This is a genomic window from Flavobacterium lacustre (assembly GCF_027474525.2).
Classification (GTDB): Bacteria; Bacteroidota; Bacteroidia; order Flavobacteriales; family Flavobacteriaceae; genus Flavobacterium; species Flavobacterium lacustre.
On sequence record NZ_CP114882.2, the window covers coordinates 2884388 to 2900775 of the forward strand.

Genomic DNA, 16388 nt, shown 5'->3' on the forward strand with positions numbered 1-16388 from the left:
CTAATGAAATTTAAACTATTTATTATACTTATTACTTGCTGCTTTTACTCAAAACTAAGCGCACAAGATCCCGTTTTTACCCAATATTTTTTAATTCCCGAAACCCTAAATCCTGGCTTTTCCGGTTTTATGGAAACTACATACACCGGAATTATTCACCGCGAACAATGGCCTGATTTAGATTTAAAAATTGACACCGATTATGCTTTTGTCAATACTTGGAACGAAAGTATGAATAGCGGTTTTGGTGTAAGTGTTTTAAATCAAAGAGAAAATGTAACCAATTATAATTTTTCTCAAGTCAATGCTAATTATGCTTACAGAGTCCGAATCAGTGATGACTGGACTTTCAGACCTGCTATTGAAGCTGGTTTTGGCCTAAAATCATTTGCCTTTCAAAATTTATTATTAGAAGATCAAATTAATATCAAAACAGGAATCATCAACACCAGTTCAATTGACCCAATATTGCTAAATGATAAAGTCAGTTTTTTTGATATATCTGCCGGAATGGTTTTCAATACCGAAAATATGTGGATTGGTTTATCGATGAAACACCTTAATAAGCCAAATATTGCATTTAGTTCAAACGGAAATGTTCCCTTAGCCACTTTCTTCTCCTTAAGTACCGGTTATGAATTTCTTTTGGCAGACTACATTGATGTTCAATTCTTCCCGTATGCGACCAAAATGTTTGTTACCTCAAATTATATGCAACAAGGACGTTATAACCGTCTCGATATTGGAACCTCAATCCTATTCGAAAAAATGTTTTTTGGAGCAACTGCAGTTACAAATCCTTCTAAAAATGGGTATAATAGCCAACTGCTTACCTCTGTAAATCTTTTCACAGGATTGCAATATGATCATTTGCGATTTGGACTTTCCTATGATTTAAACACTTCCAAAATTGGAAAAACCGGTGGTATCTATGAACTTTCATTGACGTATCAATTTAACCTCGACAAAAAATGTTTTGGTTGCCCTAATTATACCGGAAGATAAACACACAATTTCTTTCTGATTTTTTGAAATCTCAATTCTCCTTTTCACAATTAAAAGTTATAATCCCTTCATAAATTATTCAGGTTCTTTTTTTATTTTAAATTTATACTTTAATATCTAAATTTAAAAGTCCTTGGAAACGCTTTTTAGGAACATTCAAAATGTAAAAGTAATCGATGCGTCAATCTCCTTAACGGAATACACGCCTTTGGATTTATCGGTTTCAAATATCGATTTATCAAAACGTACCATTGAGAATGCTGCCGATTTTGAAAAGTACATCAAAAGTATACTAGCCAAAAACAATGCAAAAGTAGCATTTGGCGGTTATAATGAAGAGCGTAATTTATATAAAAGAAGTGCCGTTTTTAATGCTGCAGAAACTGAAGAACGCAACATTCATATTGGTTTAGATTTATGGGTTAAGGCAGGAACTACAGTATTGGCAGCGCTTGACGGAAAAGTTCATAGTTTTAATTACAACAATAATTTAGGCGATTACGGGCCAACTATTCTATTAGAACACCACATAGAAAATCAAAAATTTTATACTTTATATGGACATTTATCGTTAGAAAGTATCGCTGAATTAACTATTGGTACCGTTTTCACGAAAGGAGAACCAATGGCAACATTGGGAAATGCTACTGTCAATGGCGATTATGCACCGCATTTGCATTTTCAAATCATAAAAGACATTGCAGAAAACACTGGCGATTATCCCGGGGTTTGTAGTAAAAACAAACGGAATTATTATTTGGATAACTGCCCTGATCCAAATTTATTATTAAAAATAACATAAACAATTATGAAACGATTCCTCCTTATTTTAAGTTTAGTTGTATTGATAGGCTGTAAATCTAAAACAGCAGTAATCACTCCCGAAGAAGCAATTCCTGCAAAGGCAGAAATCCTAAAATTACCCTTTTCTGAGGTCAGCGAAGCACAAAAAAACAAAGCCTATGAATTAGGGAAAAGAGTCTTGATTACTTGTAATACATCCAAGTTTAAGCCTTTTAACGAAAGTGAAGCCACTCCTACAGTAATCAAAAACACAACACTCGAAAAACTAACAAAAATATGTACGCGATACCGTCAATATTATGGCACTTTTAAAGATATTGAATTAGTGGAAATCTATAAAAACTACGCAGACAACAGCACTATTTTTCGATATAAAGCATTGTATACTAAAAAAGTGGCCAATAAAGAACTACGCCTGTTTATGAATGAAGAAGGCAAAGTTTCTGCGATAAAATCAATGGATTGGGCTGATACTTTTCAATTAAAATAACAACAAAACGCATCCTGTTCATGACTAAAAAATGCTTCCTTTTTACTTTATTGATGCTTTCTGTTACTGGATTTAGCCAGGAAATGATTAGCTATAACAGCTCAAAAAAATATCCCGCAACTTCTTCTTGGAATTTCATTTGTGAAAATTATGCCCTGACTGGTATCACCGAAGTTCAAATTGCAAAAACTGAAAAAGGCGGCTTGCTGAAATTAGCCGTCGAAACAACAAATCCAACTTATACAATTTCAGGTACAGCCTATATTTATTTATCAAATAATACTTTTATAATCTGTTCTGATAAAGGAAACAGAGAAAAAATCGATACTAAAATAGTGTCCTATTACAGCTTCACTCCTATTGAAATGAGTCTGTTAAAAAAGAATGATATTCAATCCATTCGTTTTACAATCAAAGGAATTGCAACTAAATTTAATAGCCAAATTGGTAATTTTACAGCAGTAAATAAAAAAGAATATTTTGCCACTTACGACAATTCTCCAAAAAGTTATCACACAGCAACCGAAATAAAGGCTTTATAATCCATTTAATTCCATATTTCATAAAACAAAAAAAAATACTGCTTAATACTAATTAAAATGATTTTTTCTTATTATCGTTATTATTAAGCATTGTTTTTAGTTATTATATTAAGTTTCCTTATATTTGTTAGGAAAAGCACCTGTTAAAATGAGTGGTTAATAAAGTACTACTTAAACCTTATCCTAAAAACTGGTGAAAATGAAATCTATTCCTCCCAAAAAAATCGCCTCAATTCTTACAGAAACTACTGAAAATGAATTAGTTTATAATTCAAAACCAGAAGATATACTTCAAAAAAACGAAAATGAACCTTCAAATTCGTTTACTATTGTTGCTATTGGCGCATCGGCAGGCGGTCTTGAGGCGATAACCCAATTGTTACAAAATCTCTCTCCAACAACCGGTATGGCCTTTATTTATGTACAACATTTAAGTCCGGATCACAAAAGTATGCTCTCTTCGATTTTGTCAAAAACAACCAAGATGAAAGTTCAGGACATTGATCAAATGGAAAAAATGCTACCTAACAACGTATATGTGATTCCTTATAACAAAGGAATAGAGGTTACGGATGGTCACATCAAATTAATTCCTCGTTCTAGTGGAGGTGCTGCTATTTCAATAGATACACTCTTTTCATCTTTGGCGGAAACGCACAAAGAAAACGTTATTGGAATTATATTATCAGGAAGTGCACAAGATGGAACTATTGGTTTAAAAGACATAAAATTGGCTGGCGGAATGACTTTTGCACAAGATGATTCTGCAAAATTTACGAGTATGCCAAATTCAGCTATTGCTAATGGTGCTGTCGATTTTGTTTTATCGCCTAAAGAAATTGGAATCGAATTAACTCAAATGAGTCAAAATCCTTCGGCACCCCGGAAAATAGCTAAGAAAGTATTTGATTTTGATTTTGATAACGCAAATCCCGATTTAAAAAAAATTGTTCATTATTTGCATCAAACAAAAAATGTTGATTTTAGTCATTATAAAATGAATACCATAAAGCGCAGAATTCTGCGCAGAATGCTGATTAATAAAATAAAAACATTAGCTAAATATAATGAACTATTGGTTATTAATAAATCCGAAGTTGACCTGCTCTATCAAGATTTATTGATTAATGTCACTTCGTTTTTCAGAGATACGGATGCTTTTTTACTTTTAAAAAGTAAAATACTACCCAAATTACTGCAAGCTAAAAAAACAGGAGAAACGTTTCGGATTTGGGTAGCTGCTTGTGCAACCGGTGAAGAAGTTTATTCGATTGCCATGCTTTTATTAGAAATTAAAGAAGAAACCAACTTATACATTCCTTTTCAGATTTTCGCTTCCGATTTGAGTACAGAAGCGATTGCTGTTGCACGGCTTGGCGAATATACTTTACAGCAAGTTTCCGGCATTTCTCCTGAGCGATTGCAACGGTTTTTTACAAAATCAAAACATAAATACCGCATTATAAAAGCGCTTCGAGACGTTTGTGTTTTTGCACATCATAATATTTTAAGCGATCCTCCATTTTCCAGAATGGATTTTATCAGTTGTAGAAATGTACTCATTTATCTAGATATTAGCGCACAGAAAAAAATTATGTCCACTTTTCATTATGCTCTAAATGATGGTGGCTGCTTGATGCTTGGCAAATCTGAAACTATTGGTACGCTGGGACAACTTTTTACAACAATTGATAAAAAGTATAAATTTTATTCCCGAAAAAAAAATACAACACTTAGGTCTATCCCAAATCTAACCTCACGCAATTCCTATTTAACCATGCCCGAAAAAAACCCAATTCCTAACGTTCCTTTCAAGAAAATGCAACTTTCCCCCAACGGTAATCTAGGGAACGCTTTTGATGCCGTTTTACTTGAGAATCATGTCCCCGCAAGCGTAATCATTAATTATGATTTAGATATCCTCCAATTTAGAGGTTCCACAGCCTTGTATTTGCAGCATTCGCCTGGAAAAGCCAGTTTTAATATTTTAAAAATGGTGCATCTTGAAATTACTTTTGAACTGCGCAACGCCATTCATCATGCTATAAAAACGAAACAGATTGTACGTAAAATGGGGATTGAAATGAATCGTGATGAAGCAGATAATTCATTTCAAATTGTAAATATTGAAGTAATTCCACTCAAATTAGAGGGTGAAGAGCCATTATTGATAGTAATTTTTACAGGACAGCAACAAATTGAATCGGAGCATGATCCTAAAAAGGCAAGACAAAAAAATTCAATTGCTAAAGATAAACGGATCAAAAAACTGGAAGAAGAATTGGCATGCGCCCGAGCTGATATGGGTTCTATAACTCACGATCAGGAAGCTGCCAACGAGGAATTACAAAGTGCTAATGAAGAAATTGTTTCGAGTAATGAAGAATTACAGAGTTTAAATGAAGAACTGGAAACATCCAAAGAAGAAATTGAATCTACTAATGAAGAACTCACCACAAGCAATCAGGAATTGCATGTGCGCATTCAACAAGTAGAAGAATTAAATAATTATAATGAAGCCATATTATCTACTGTTCATGAACCGGTATTGGTATTAGACAAAGACATTAAAATTAAATCAGCCAATAAATCTTTCTATAAAACATTTCAAGTAACCGAAGAAGAAAGCATTGGAAAATCATTATATAAATTAGGCAATAATCAATGGAATATCCAAGGATTAAGGGAATTATTAGAGGAAATTGTTCCAAAAAATATTCGCTTTCATGATTTTGAAGTAATACATACTTTTCCTGTAATTGGCGCAAAAATAATGCTGCTTAACGCCCATAGAATAGTACAGCAAAGCGCTAATGAAGAGTTGATTGTGCTTACAATCGTTGACATCACAGATGTGAGACGATTAGCAATCGAACTACAAGTAAAAGAAAAAAAGGCATTAGAAAAACAATTGGAGATTGAGAAAAAAGCACTCAAACTTATAGAAGACAGTAACAAGCGTTACAATATGATGTTGATGCAATCACCATTTGCTTTTGCAATATTAAAAGGCCGTAAAATGGAGATCGCCTTAGCCAATGACAGTATCAAAGAAATTTGGGGGAAAGGAAGCGCTATTGAAGGAAAAGGATTAATAGAGATTTTGCCCGAACTTAAAGAAACCTTAATTCCTAAATTACTGGATGATGTTTACTCAACAGGCATTCCATATCAAGGTTATGAACTGATGATTCCTTTGCTACGCAATGGAAAATTTGAAGATGTCTATTTTAATTTTGTGTATCAGCCTTATCTTGAAGCCGATGAAACTATATCAGGAATTACTATAATTGCTTATGAAGTAACGGCTCATAAAATTGTAAAAAATGAATTAATCGAAGCTAGACGAATAGCTGAACAAAAAACTAAAATTGCCGAAGATGCGCTAAAATTTAAGCAACAATTTTTGTCAAATATGAGTCACGAAATCCGTACTCCTATGAATGCAATTGTCGGATTTACAAATGTGATTTTAAAAACCGATTTAAATCAACAACAAAAAGACTACATCGATGCCATAAAAACTTCTGGTGAAGCTTTAATTGTTCTAATAAATGACATTCTTGATTTAGCCAAAGTGGATGCCGGTAAAATGTCTTTTGACAAAAATCCGTTTTGTTTGCAGGAATCTATATCAGAAATATACCAGTTATTTGAAAACAAATGCCAAGAGAAAAATCTAGAATTAATCAAACATTATGATGAAACAATTCCTCAAATTTTATTGGGAGATGCTATCCGTTTGCGACAAATAATTCTAAATTTAATAAGCAATGCCATAAAATTTACATCACAAGGAAAAGTGATCATGAGCATTTACATTACAGCCCAAGACGCGAAGAAAGCAACCATCGAGTTTACTATTACTGATACCGGTATTGGAATCGCTGAAAATAAATTGAGTCAAATTTTTTATAATTTCGAGCAAGCCTCTGATGAAATTTCCAAATTATACGGAGGAACCGGTTTAGGACTTTCAATAGTAAAACAACTTGTAGAACTGCAGGGAGGAACACTTATTGTAAAAAGTAAAGTAGGCGAAGGATCAACTTTTGGTTTCACCATGCCTTTTTTGAAAACAAAAGCAACACTGTCAGAAGAAACCACTACCGTTATAGCATCCGAAAATAAAAGACAAAATATAAAAGTATTGGTCGCTGAAGACATGTCGCTCAATCAAATTCTGATAAAAATAATATTACTAGACTTTGGATTTGAATGTGATATTGCGGATAATGGTAAAATTGTCATAGAAAAACTTCAGGAAAAAAATTATGATATTATTCTAATGGATTTACAAATGCCAGAAATGAACGGTTTTGAGACTACAGATTACATTCGAAACACCTTACATTCTGAAATTCCAATTATAGCTCTTACCGCAGATGTTACTTCACTTGATGTTGAAAAATCTAAAAAAGTAGGTATGAATGATTACATCTCTAAGCCCATTGACGAAAAGCTTTTGTATAACAAAATTATCATGCACATTACGAAAAATTCACAACACTAATAATAATTGATTCTATATTTAGAAACTTTTTTAAAAAATTTACTTATTTAAATAAAAAACAAAATAACAGCTAGATAAATCAAAATATAAATTTTTGTAAAATGCTGTTTTAAAAAGAAGAGAACAACAAATTTAGTTTAAAATTTAAAATCTGTGAATTATACAACTCTTTTCTTTAATGATATAAATTTTACGGTACAAAAGAAAGTACCTTGTAAAAATAATTCGTCGACACAAAACGGATTTACAGGACCTTACAACCAAGTTTTTGTAACTAAATAAACCCCCAACAATAATGCTTTATCATAAAGCTAAAACAAAATTTAAAATTTGAAACTATACATTAAATACATGGTCAGCAACCGTTGCAAAATGGCGGTAAAAGAAGAATTGAAACGATTAGGTCTTCACTTTATTCTAGTGGAATTAGGCGAAGTTGAAATCATGGAAAATATTACAATGCATCAAAGAGAACAACTAAAAAAATCACTTTTAGAATCTGGACTGGAATTGATGGATGACCGAAAAGCCATGCTGATTGAAAAAATAAAAAATGTAATTATCGAAATGGTCCATCATTCTGATGAGGTTATAAAAATTAATTTTTCGGACTATTTACATGAAAAATTAAATCATGATTACACTTATTTGTCAAATTTATTTTCAGAAGTACAAGGAACAACAATCGAACAATTTATCATTTCCCATAAAACGGAACGCATTAAAGAATTAATCATTTATGGAGAATTAAATATAACCGAAATTGCTTGGAAAATGGGATACAGTAGTGTTGCCCACCTATCGAGTCAGTTCAAAAAAGTAACCGGCCTTACCCCTTCACATTTTAAACAATTAAAAAATAAAAGGCGAAGTCCGATTGAAGAAATAGGAAATTAATTGCAGCTGTTAAAGCAGGATATTGACATAATAACAGTATAGTCAATGTCAAAAAATACAATACCACTTTATGAATAATACATTAGAAAAAAAAACTAATATCTTTTACTTTCTCTCTATCATTGCGTTAGCATCGATATTGGTGTTTTTTTATTACAACAATGAAAAAATAAAATCAACAAACGTTTTTGTGGATCACAGCAATGAAGTCCGCATGATGAATGATGATGTTCTCATAGATATTCTAAACATCGAAACAGGTACAAGAGGGTATGTAATAACTGGGAATGAACTATTTTTGGAACCTTATATAAAATCTGCCAATAAAATCCATGAAAACCTTGACCGCCTTGAGAAACTATCCAGAAACAACCCCAGCCAACTGATTCGAATAAAGGTTTTAAAGGAATTTGTAGATAAACGATTGGTTTTTTCGAGTGCCACAATAAAAAATCAAAAGGATGCCATATGGAATAACGCGGATAAAAAGTTTGCAATTGAAGAAGGAAAATATCTGACGGATACTATCCGAACTATTATAAACAATATCAATTCCGAGGAACTACGATTATTGAAATATCAAAAAATTGAAAATGAAAAAATAAATCAGACTTCAAATATTTCGTTTGCTCTGCTTCTGTTTTTAATAATTATCATATTTATATTGGTCATTTTTATTTTAAAAAATCATAAAAAGAGAAATCTTGAAGTTAAGGAATTTGTAGCGGAACAAAAATTACTATCAAAATATTCTTTAAGTTTAATTGAAGCAAGTCTAGACCCATTGGTAACAATCAATACCGAAGGAAAAATTACGGATATGAATGAAGCCACCGTTACAATAACGGGAATACAGCGGGAGAAATTAATTGGTTCTGATTTCTTTGATTATTTTACAGAGCCCCAAAAAGCACGTGAAGTGTATCAAAAAGTATTTGCCAAAGGCTCAGTTGCAGATTCTCCGCTTACACTTCGTCATAAAGAAGGCAAGCTGACCGATGTGCTATTTAACGGTTCTGTTTATAAAGATGATTTTGGAAATGTTTTGGGTGTTGTAATTGTTGCACGAGATATTGCGGAACAAAAATGGGCTTTAGATTTACAAAAAGCAAATAAAGAACTGGCTTTCCAGAATAATGAAAAGCAAAAAAGAGCAGATGAATTAAGTATTGCTAACGAAGAACTGGCTTTTCAAAATGACGAAAAAGAAAAAAGAGCCAATGAATTAAGCATTGCCAATAAAGAATTGGCGTATCAAAATGATGAAAAAGAAAATCGGGCAGCCGAATTAATTATTGCTAATGAGGAATTAGCCTATCAAAATATTGAAAAAGGAAATCGGGCAGCTGAATTAATTTTGGCCAACGAAGAAATGGCTTTTCAACATCAGGTCAAAGAAAAAAGAGCCGCTGAGTTAATTATTGCAAACGTAGAATTAGCATTTCAAAATGACGAAAAAGAAAAAAGAAAAATAGAAAATGAAGAATTAGAAGTACTTAGTAATTCATTGAAAATAGCCTCCGAATATTCTTTGAGTCTAATTGAAGCCAGCCGCGACCCTCTATTTACCATTAGTCCAAAAGGAAAAATTACAGATACAAATGAAGCTTCGGCCCGAGTAACAGGAGTAACTAAAAACCAACTTATAGGTTCTGATTTTTTTGACTATTTTACAGACTCTGTAAAGGCTCGTGAAGGATATACAGAAGTTTTTTCAAAAGGATTTGTAGTCGATTATCCCCTGACGATAATGGATGAAAAATTTACAGAAGTACTATTTAATGGTTCTGTTTATAAAGACGAACAAGGAAATGTTTTGGGTGCCGTTATGGTTGCCCGTGACATTACAGAACAAAAAAGAATTGAACGTGAATTTATAGAAGCTAAAGTATTTGCAGAATTAGCAACAACAATTGCTGAGGAAGAAAAAAATAAAGCGCAAAATGCTACAATAATTGCCGAAGAAGCGGTTAAATCCAAGCAACAATTTTTATCCAATATGAGTCACGAAATCAGGACACCGATGAATGCTATTATCGGTTTTACTAAAGTGGTCTTGAAAACAGATTTAACGGTTAAGCAAAAAGAATATTTAAATGCTATAAAAATAAGTGGTGACGCGCTAATTGTTCTTATAAATGACATTTTGGACTTAGCAAAAGTTGATGCCGGTAAAATGCAATTTGAACAAATACCATTCAAATTAAAATCATCAATTGCGGCAATGTTACATCTTTTTGAATCTAAAATACAAGAGAAAAATTTAAAATTGATTCGGGAATTTGATCCTGCCATTCCAGAAGTTTTAGTGGGCGATCCCGTTCGTTTACATCAAATTATATTAAATCTAATCAGTAATGCGGTAAAGTTTACTTCGAAAGGAAAAATCACAGTAATTGTAAAACTAATCGAGGAAGATGACGTAAAAGTAATTCTTGAATTTGCAATCTCTGATACCGGAATTGGTATTTCGCAATCGAAAATAGAAACAGTGTTCGAAAATTTTCAACAAGCAACCAGTGGAACGTCACGATTATACGGAGGAACTGGTCTGGGTCTTGCCATTGTCAAACAGTTAGTTGAACCACAAGGCGGAAGCATCAAAGTAGAAAGTATTGTTAACGAAGGTTCTACATTTAGTTTCAGACTCCCGTTTTTGAAAACAAAAGCTGCTGCACAAACCGAATTAGAAATATTAGAATTAGATAATGAAATAAAAGATTTAAAAGTCTTAGTCGTTGAAGATATGGCTTTGAATCAGTTACTGATGAAGACGGTATTAGATGATTTTGGATTTGAACGTGATATTGCCGAAAACGGAAAAATAGCTATCGAAAAACTCAAAAACAATACCTACGATATCATCTTAATGGATTTACAAATGCCTGAAATGAATGGGTTTGATGCCACAGAATACATTAGGAAGACCATGAAATTAACCATACCTATCATCGCTTTAACGGCAGATGTTACCACAGTGGATTTAGAAAAATGCAAAGCTGTAGGAATGAATGATTACCTTGCTAAACCTATCGACGAGCGAATATTGTATAGTAAAATTGTTAGTTTAATTAAAAAAAATAGTATCATGAGCGAAGATAATATTGAAAAAACAGTTTCTGAAACACCTAAAATTAAATACATTAACTTACTTTACTTAAACCAAAGAACCAAATCAAATCCGGTATTAATGATGGAAATGATTTCTATTTATTTGCAACAAACTCCACCATTAATCAGTTCGATGAAGCAAAGTTATCTTGATAAAGATTGGAAATCGCTGCACTCTGCAGTACACAAAATGATTCCTTCTTTTTCAATTATGGGCATCAGTACCGATTTTGAAAACATGGCCAAAAAAGTACAGGAATTTGCAAATACGCAACAGGAAGAAGAAGATATAAATGAAATGGTTATACAACTCGAAAAGGTTTTGAACCAATCGTGCAGTGAACTAGAAGAAGAACTTAATAGAATTAAAAATATAAAATCATGAAAAACGATAATAAAATAAAACTTTTCTTAGTAGACGATGATGCCGTTTTCTTAAAATCATTAGAAATTGAATTCATCCAACATACTGATTTTATAGTAGAAACCTATTCGACTGGAGAACTTTGCATTGCTAATTTATCTAAAAAACCAGATGTAATCATTTTAGATTACCATCTCGACGGAATAGATCCCACTGCAATGAACGGCATTGAGACTTTAGATAAAATAAAAGAATACAATCCAGATATTCCGGTTGTGATGCTCTCTTCGCAAGATAAAATAGATGTAGCCATTAGTTGTATGCATCACAAAGCATTTGATTATGTGGTAAAAAGTGAAACAGCCTTTTTGAGATTACAAAAAAATATTACCGCCTTTTTTCACTTCGAAAGAATCGAAAAAGAATTGAATTGGTACATGGCCAGAATGTAATTACGCTTCAAACTTTTGCTTTTTTTGAAAAAAAGAAAAACAAATACGCTAAAAAACGGAAAGGAAAACTTTCCGTTTTTTTATGTCAAAATTTTTAAAAAAATTAAGCGCTAAAAAACAGGTTAAAAAAAACTATAAAAACCTCAATATGTTAATGTTATAAGTTAAAAAGATAATTATGTAACCTATTTTTCTTGATATAATAAGAACTTTGTATAGTGCTAAAAGTACATTCATTTATTAAACTATTTGAGCCGACAATCTGTGAATAATATAATTATTTACAAAAATTTCATAACACTTTACAAGCTGTTTAATAGCAACTTAGCAATCTAAAACAATGTATCTCATGGAAAATAAAAACAACAATCCGAAATTAAATATCGAAAAAGAAGCGCAATCTGATTTTCCCGGATATCCGCATTATCCTCCAAGTGAAGATATTTATGTAAATGATTTTGAAGAAGAAGATATCGACTTAGAAGATACTTCTGAAAAGAAAACACCAATTGAAATTGACAATCGAAACCCATTAAACGAAAAAGATTTTGAAGATGATGTTTCGGGAAACGACCTAGATATTCCGGGTTCTGAACTAGATGATGAACAGGAAAATATTGGTAGTGAAGATGAAGAAAATAACGGATACAGTATTGGAGGCGATAATCACAATAACTTGGAAGAAGATATTCAGGAGTAAATTTCCGGTTTTCAACACAAAAAACAACATCTAAAAACAGGAATCAGCCGTTTTAAACAGTGCAGATTCTATTATATAAACTTTAAAAACAAAATTATGAATCTCAAAAGAATCTTTGGCGCCCTACTTACTATTTTAGGAATTGGCGGACTTATTTATACAGCAGTAGTATTTACAGACACTTCAGGTGCTACAAAAGATGTGAAGGAATTAATCATTTATGGCATATTAGGGATTGTATTTTTTATTTCGGGTATCAACTTAGTCAAAACTACAAAAGACGAATCATAACGTTTTTTTAAGCTAATTGCATTTTAAATCTTGTTATAATAACACGAAACAATGGCTTGGATATTAAGGCGATATTTAAATTAGTCCTCTAAAAACTAAATACTAAAATCATGGAAAAAATAGAAAATAAAAACAATTACCCTTCAAAAAGTAATTGTAAAGTTGGGAAAATCACTTTGAAAAAAAAACTGAAAAAAGACAGTACAAATCATTCTATTGAACTTAAAGAAGAGGACTTCAAACTTTCAATTGATGAATTTGTAGAAGAAGATTCAAACCTATAATACCACGAATAGTTTAATCCTAAATTAGTATTAATTAACCCGTTGTGTGTAAGTATTTAAATTGATTATTCTAGTATTTTCATTAAGAAAAATATAAAGAAAAATTGTTTTTAGTACTTACCTACAGCGGGTTAATGACGTATTTTATTTAATTTTTATTTAATTTTTATTCAATTTGACAGTCAGTAGAATTACAGTTAAAATGTGTGAATCATACAACTTATTGCTAAAGTTATATAACATTTTTCATTTGGTTCTGGATGACCTTTGTTTAAATAATTTAACATAAAACAAAATGAAAAAATTACTATTATTATGTACTTGCTTAGCATTTACATTTATTGTAAAAGCACAGACCGAAGACAAAAAATGGAATATTGGTCTTCATACTGGTGTTACACAATATCAGGGAGATCTGGGAAATAATTTCTATAAAACCGACAAAGCTTTCTACGGATTTGGAGGATTATCTGTTTCTAGATATTTAGGGCGCCATTTTGATGCCAATTTATTGTTAACCAAAGGAACAATAGGTTATAATGGTACAACTGGAGGTTTCAAAAGCGATTTTAATGCAGCTTCATTCAATCTTAGGTTTAATATTTTAGGACCTGAAAATGCAGTAAGACCTTTTGTATTTGCTGGTGTTGGAGCTATTTTATTTGATAATGATTTAAATTTTGATCAAGACAGAATCGATTATGCTCTACCAACTGCGGGTGGTGGGATCAATTTTAGATTAAGTCCTGTAATCAATCTTAACTTGCAAGAAACATTCAGTTTTTCGAATATAGACAGAAGAGATGGAATCGATGTTGGAGAAAAAGATGCTTACTTATCACATATGGTGGGTTTAACATTTAATTTTGGTGCCAAAAATGACGCTGATAATGATGGTGTTTCTGACTCTAAAGACAATTGTCCTGATACTCCTGCCGGAGTTGCTGTAGACAAAAAAGGATGTCCATTAGACAGAGATAATGACGGTGTCGCAGATTATTTAGACACTTGTCCTGATGCTGCCGGAACTGCTGCCTTAAACGGTTGTCCAGACCGTGATAATGATGGTGTTGCCGATCAATTAGACAAATGCCCGGATACTGCCGGAACAATCGCACTTAACGGTTGTCCAGATACTGATGGAGACGGAGTTGCAGATATAAATGATAAATGTCCTGATACAAAAACAGGATACAAAGTAGATGCCAGCGGTTGTCCTATGGATAATGATAAAGATGGTACTATAAATGATGAAGACCGTTGTCCGGATATTGCAGGACCAATGAGTTTAAAAGGATGTCCTGATACTGACGGAGATGGTGTAGCGGATATCGATGACCGTTGTCCTACTCAAAAAGGAACAATGGCAAACAAAGGTTGTCCGGATATTACTCCAAAAGATGCAAAACGTATTACTTATATCGGTAGCAAAATCTTTTTCGAAAATGCAAGTGATAAACTTAAAGTAGGTTCTCTAGTTCAATTAGACGAATTATCTGCGATATTAAATCGTTATGAAGGAGCTAATTTAGTAATAGAAGGTCACGCAGACAGCAACGGAAACGATGCTTACAATTTAAATCTATCTCAAAAACGTACAGAGTCTGTTAAAGAATATTTAGCAAGCAAAGGAGTTTCAGAATCTAGATTGACTGCTGTAGGATATGGAGAAAGTAAACCAATTGCTTCTAACAAAACGTCTTTAGGTCGTGCTAAAAACAGAAGAGTAGAATTAAAAACATCGTACTAATACGAATCGATTAGGTTGGGTTATTTTTTTTAAATTTGGGTGAAGAGGGCTGTTGATTTCAACAGCCCTTTTCTTATGCCTTAACTTCTGAGGATTTAGTATCTAAAATTTCGATAAAGACATCTGATAATCGATTTTTTACTACCAATAGAAAACGTAAATATTACAACTTATCCGTAAAGTTATATAACAGTTTCAGCCGTAAAAAAAGCATCTTTATACAATTATAAAAACATTAGAATCAGAATCTTAAAAAAGTACCAAATGCAGTTCCAAGTAAAGGATTTAGGCTTATTATTAAACAATACCTATCAAGAATGGAGTGACAAAGATCCATTCAGACAAAGTGCTGTTATTGCTTATTATGCTATTTTTAGTATTCCTGGATTATTAGTGTTAATCATTGCAATTGCTGGATATTTCTTTGGAAAAGACACTGTAAACCATGAGATTTTAGGTCAAATAGCAACTACCATGGGAGCAGAAACGGCTACTCAAGTTGGAGAAATATTAACCAAATCGAGTGAATCCAAATCTAATGTTTGGAATACCATTATTGGAGCAGTCATTTTGTTAGTCGGAGCGACCGGAGTTTTTGTTGAATTACAAAAATCATTAAACTACATTTGGCATGTAACCGTAAGTACCGAAAAAGGGATTTTACCCATTCTCAAAGCTAGACTTTTTTCGTTTGGATTAATTTTGGCAATCGCTTTTTTATTAATTATTTCCTTGGTCATTTCAACCGCTTTGGCCGCTTTTAGCAATTGGTTCAAAGTAGATACCTCTTCCTTTGTATTAATTGTTTTTAATGTGCTCAATTTTATATTTTCTTTGGCCGTATTATCGGCTCTATTTGCTTTAATTTTCAAGATTTTACCGGATGCCAAAATAAAATGGAAACATGTTTGGCTAGGATCTATTGTTACCGGAATCCTCTTTACGATAGGTAAAACAGGACTTGCTTTTTATTTTGGTAAAGCAGAACCAGCCTCAATTTATGGCGCCGCAGGTTCTATCATACTAATTTTGCTGTGGGTTTCATATTCGTCTATGATTCTTTTTTTTGGAGCAGAATTTACAGCTGTTTATGCAAAAATGTATTCAGGAACTATTCCACCAAACGAAATTGCCGAAAAAATTATTCCACAAAAGAGCGCATAAATCATCTTTGATAATAAATAG

At 32.3% G+C, this 16388-nt stretch carries 13 protein-coding genes; all 13 read left to right on the forward strand.

Features of this window, described 5'->3' with window-relative positions; translation table 11 throughout:
* The first annotated feature begins 3 nt into the window (after positions 1–3).
* The 13 genes from O6P34_RS12505 (at position 4) to O6P34_RS12565 (ending at position 16367) form a co-directional block, all read left to right on the forward strand.
* A complete protein-coding gene (locus tag O6P34_RS12505; protein ID WP_269684846.1) occupies positions 4–1005 on the forward strand; it encodes a PorP/SprF family type IX secretion system membrane protein in 1002 nt (333 codons plus the stop codon).
* 133 nt (positions 1006–1138) lie between these two features.
* Complete coding sequence (locus tag O6P34_RS12510) at positions 1139–1807, forward strand: peptidoglycan DD-metalloendopeptidase family protein (protein ID WP_269684847.1); 669 nt, start codon at positions 1139–1141, stop codon at positions 1805–1807.
* A 6-nt stretch (positions 1808–1813) separates the two neighbouring features.
* Positions 1814–2299: a hypothetical protein gene (locus O6P34_RS12515; RefSeq protein ID WP_269684848.1), complete on the forward strand. Its 486-nt coding sequence runs from the start codon at positions 1814–1816 to the stop codon at positions 2297–2299.
* Positions 2300–2319: 20 nt separating this feature from the next.
* Positions 2320–2841, forward strand: a complete 522-nt coding sequence (locus tag O6P34_RS12520; protein WP_269684849.1) for a hypothetical protein — start codon at positions 2320–2322, stop codon at positions 2839–2841.
* A gap of 199 nt (positions 2842–3040) precedes the next feature.
* Positions 3041–7354: a CheR family methyltransferase gene (locus tag O6P34_RS12525; protein WP_269684850.1), complete on the forward strand. Its 4314-nt coding sequence runs from the start codon at positions 3041–3043 to the stop codon at positions 7352–7354.
* 351 nt (positions 7355–7705) lie between these two features.
* Positions 7706–8251 (forward strand): helix-turn-helix domain-containing protein, encoded by a 546-nt coding sequence (locus tag O6P34_RS12530; protein WP_269686755.1) that lies wholly within the window; start codon positions 7706–7708, stop codon positions 8249–8251.
* Between the two features lie 70 nt (positions 8252–8321).
* A complete protein-coding gene (locus O6P34_RS12535) occupies positions 8322–11747 on the forward strand; it encodes a CHASE3 domain-containing protein (RefSeq protein ID WP_269684851.1) in 3426 nt (1141 codons plus the stop codon).
* Positions 11744–12178 carry a response regulator gene (locus tag O6P34_RS12540; RefSeq protein WP_269684852.1) on the forward strand — a complete coding sequence of 145 codons (435 nt, stop codon included), beginning with the start codon at positions 11744–11746 and terminating at the stop codon, positions 12176–12178. The genes O6P34_RS12535 and O6P34_RS12540 overlap by 4 nt, the downstream gene beginning before the upstream one ends.
* A 349-nt stretch (positions 12179–12527) precedes the next feature.
* The gene (locus tag O6P34_RS12545) at positions 12528–12878 is read left to right on the forward strand and encodes a hypothetical protein (protein ID WP_269684853.1); all 351 of its coding nucleotides are present in this window, start codon (positions 12528–12530) and stop codon (positions 12876–12878) included.
* A 96-nt stretch (positions 12879–12974) separates the two neighbouring features.
* Positions 12975–13169, forward strand: coding sequence for a hypothetical protein (locus O6P34_RS12550; protein ID WP_269684854.1), 195 nt, complete (start codon positions 12975–12977; stop codon positions 13167–13169).
* Between the two features lie 110 nt (positions 13170–13279).
* Positions 13280–13453, forward strand: coding sequence for a hypothetical protein (locus O6P34_RS12555; RefSeq protein ID WP_269684855.1), 174 nt, complete (start codon positions 13280–13282; stop codon positions 13451–13453).
* Between the two features lie 295 nt (positions 13454–13748).
* Entirely contained in the window at positions 13749–15203 is a 1455-nt protein-coding gene (locus O6P34_RS12560; RefSeq protein ID WP_269684856.1) for an OmpA family protein, read from the forward strand.
* A 264-nt stretch (positions 15204–15467) separates the two neighbouring features.
* On the forward strand, positions 15468–16367 hold the full coding sequence (locus O6P34_RS12565; RefSeq protein ID WP_269684857.1) for a YihY/virulence factor BrkB family protein: 900 nt from the start codon (positions 15468–15470) through the stop codon (positions 16365–16367).
* Positions 16368–16388 lie beyond the last annotated feature (21 nt).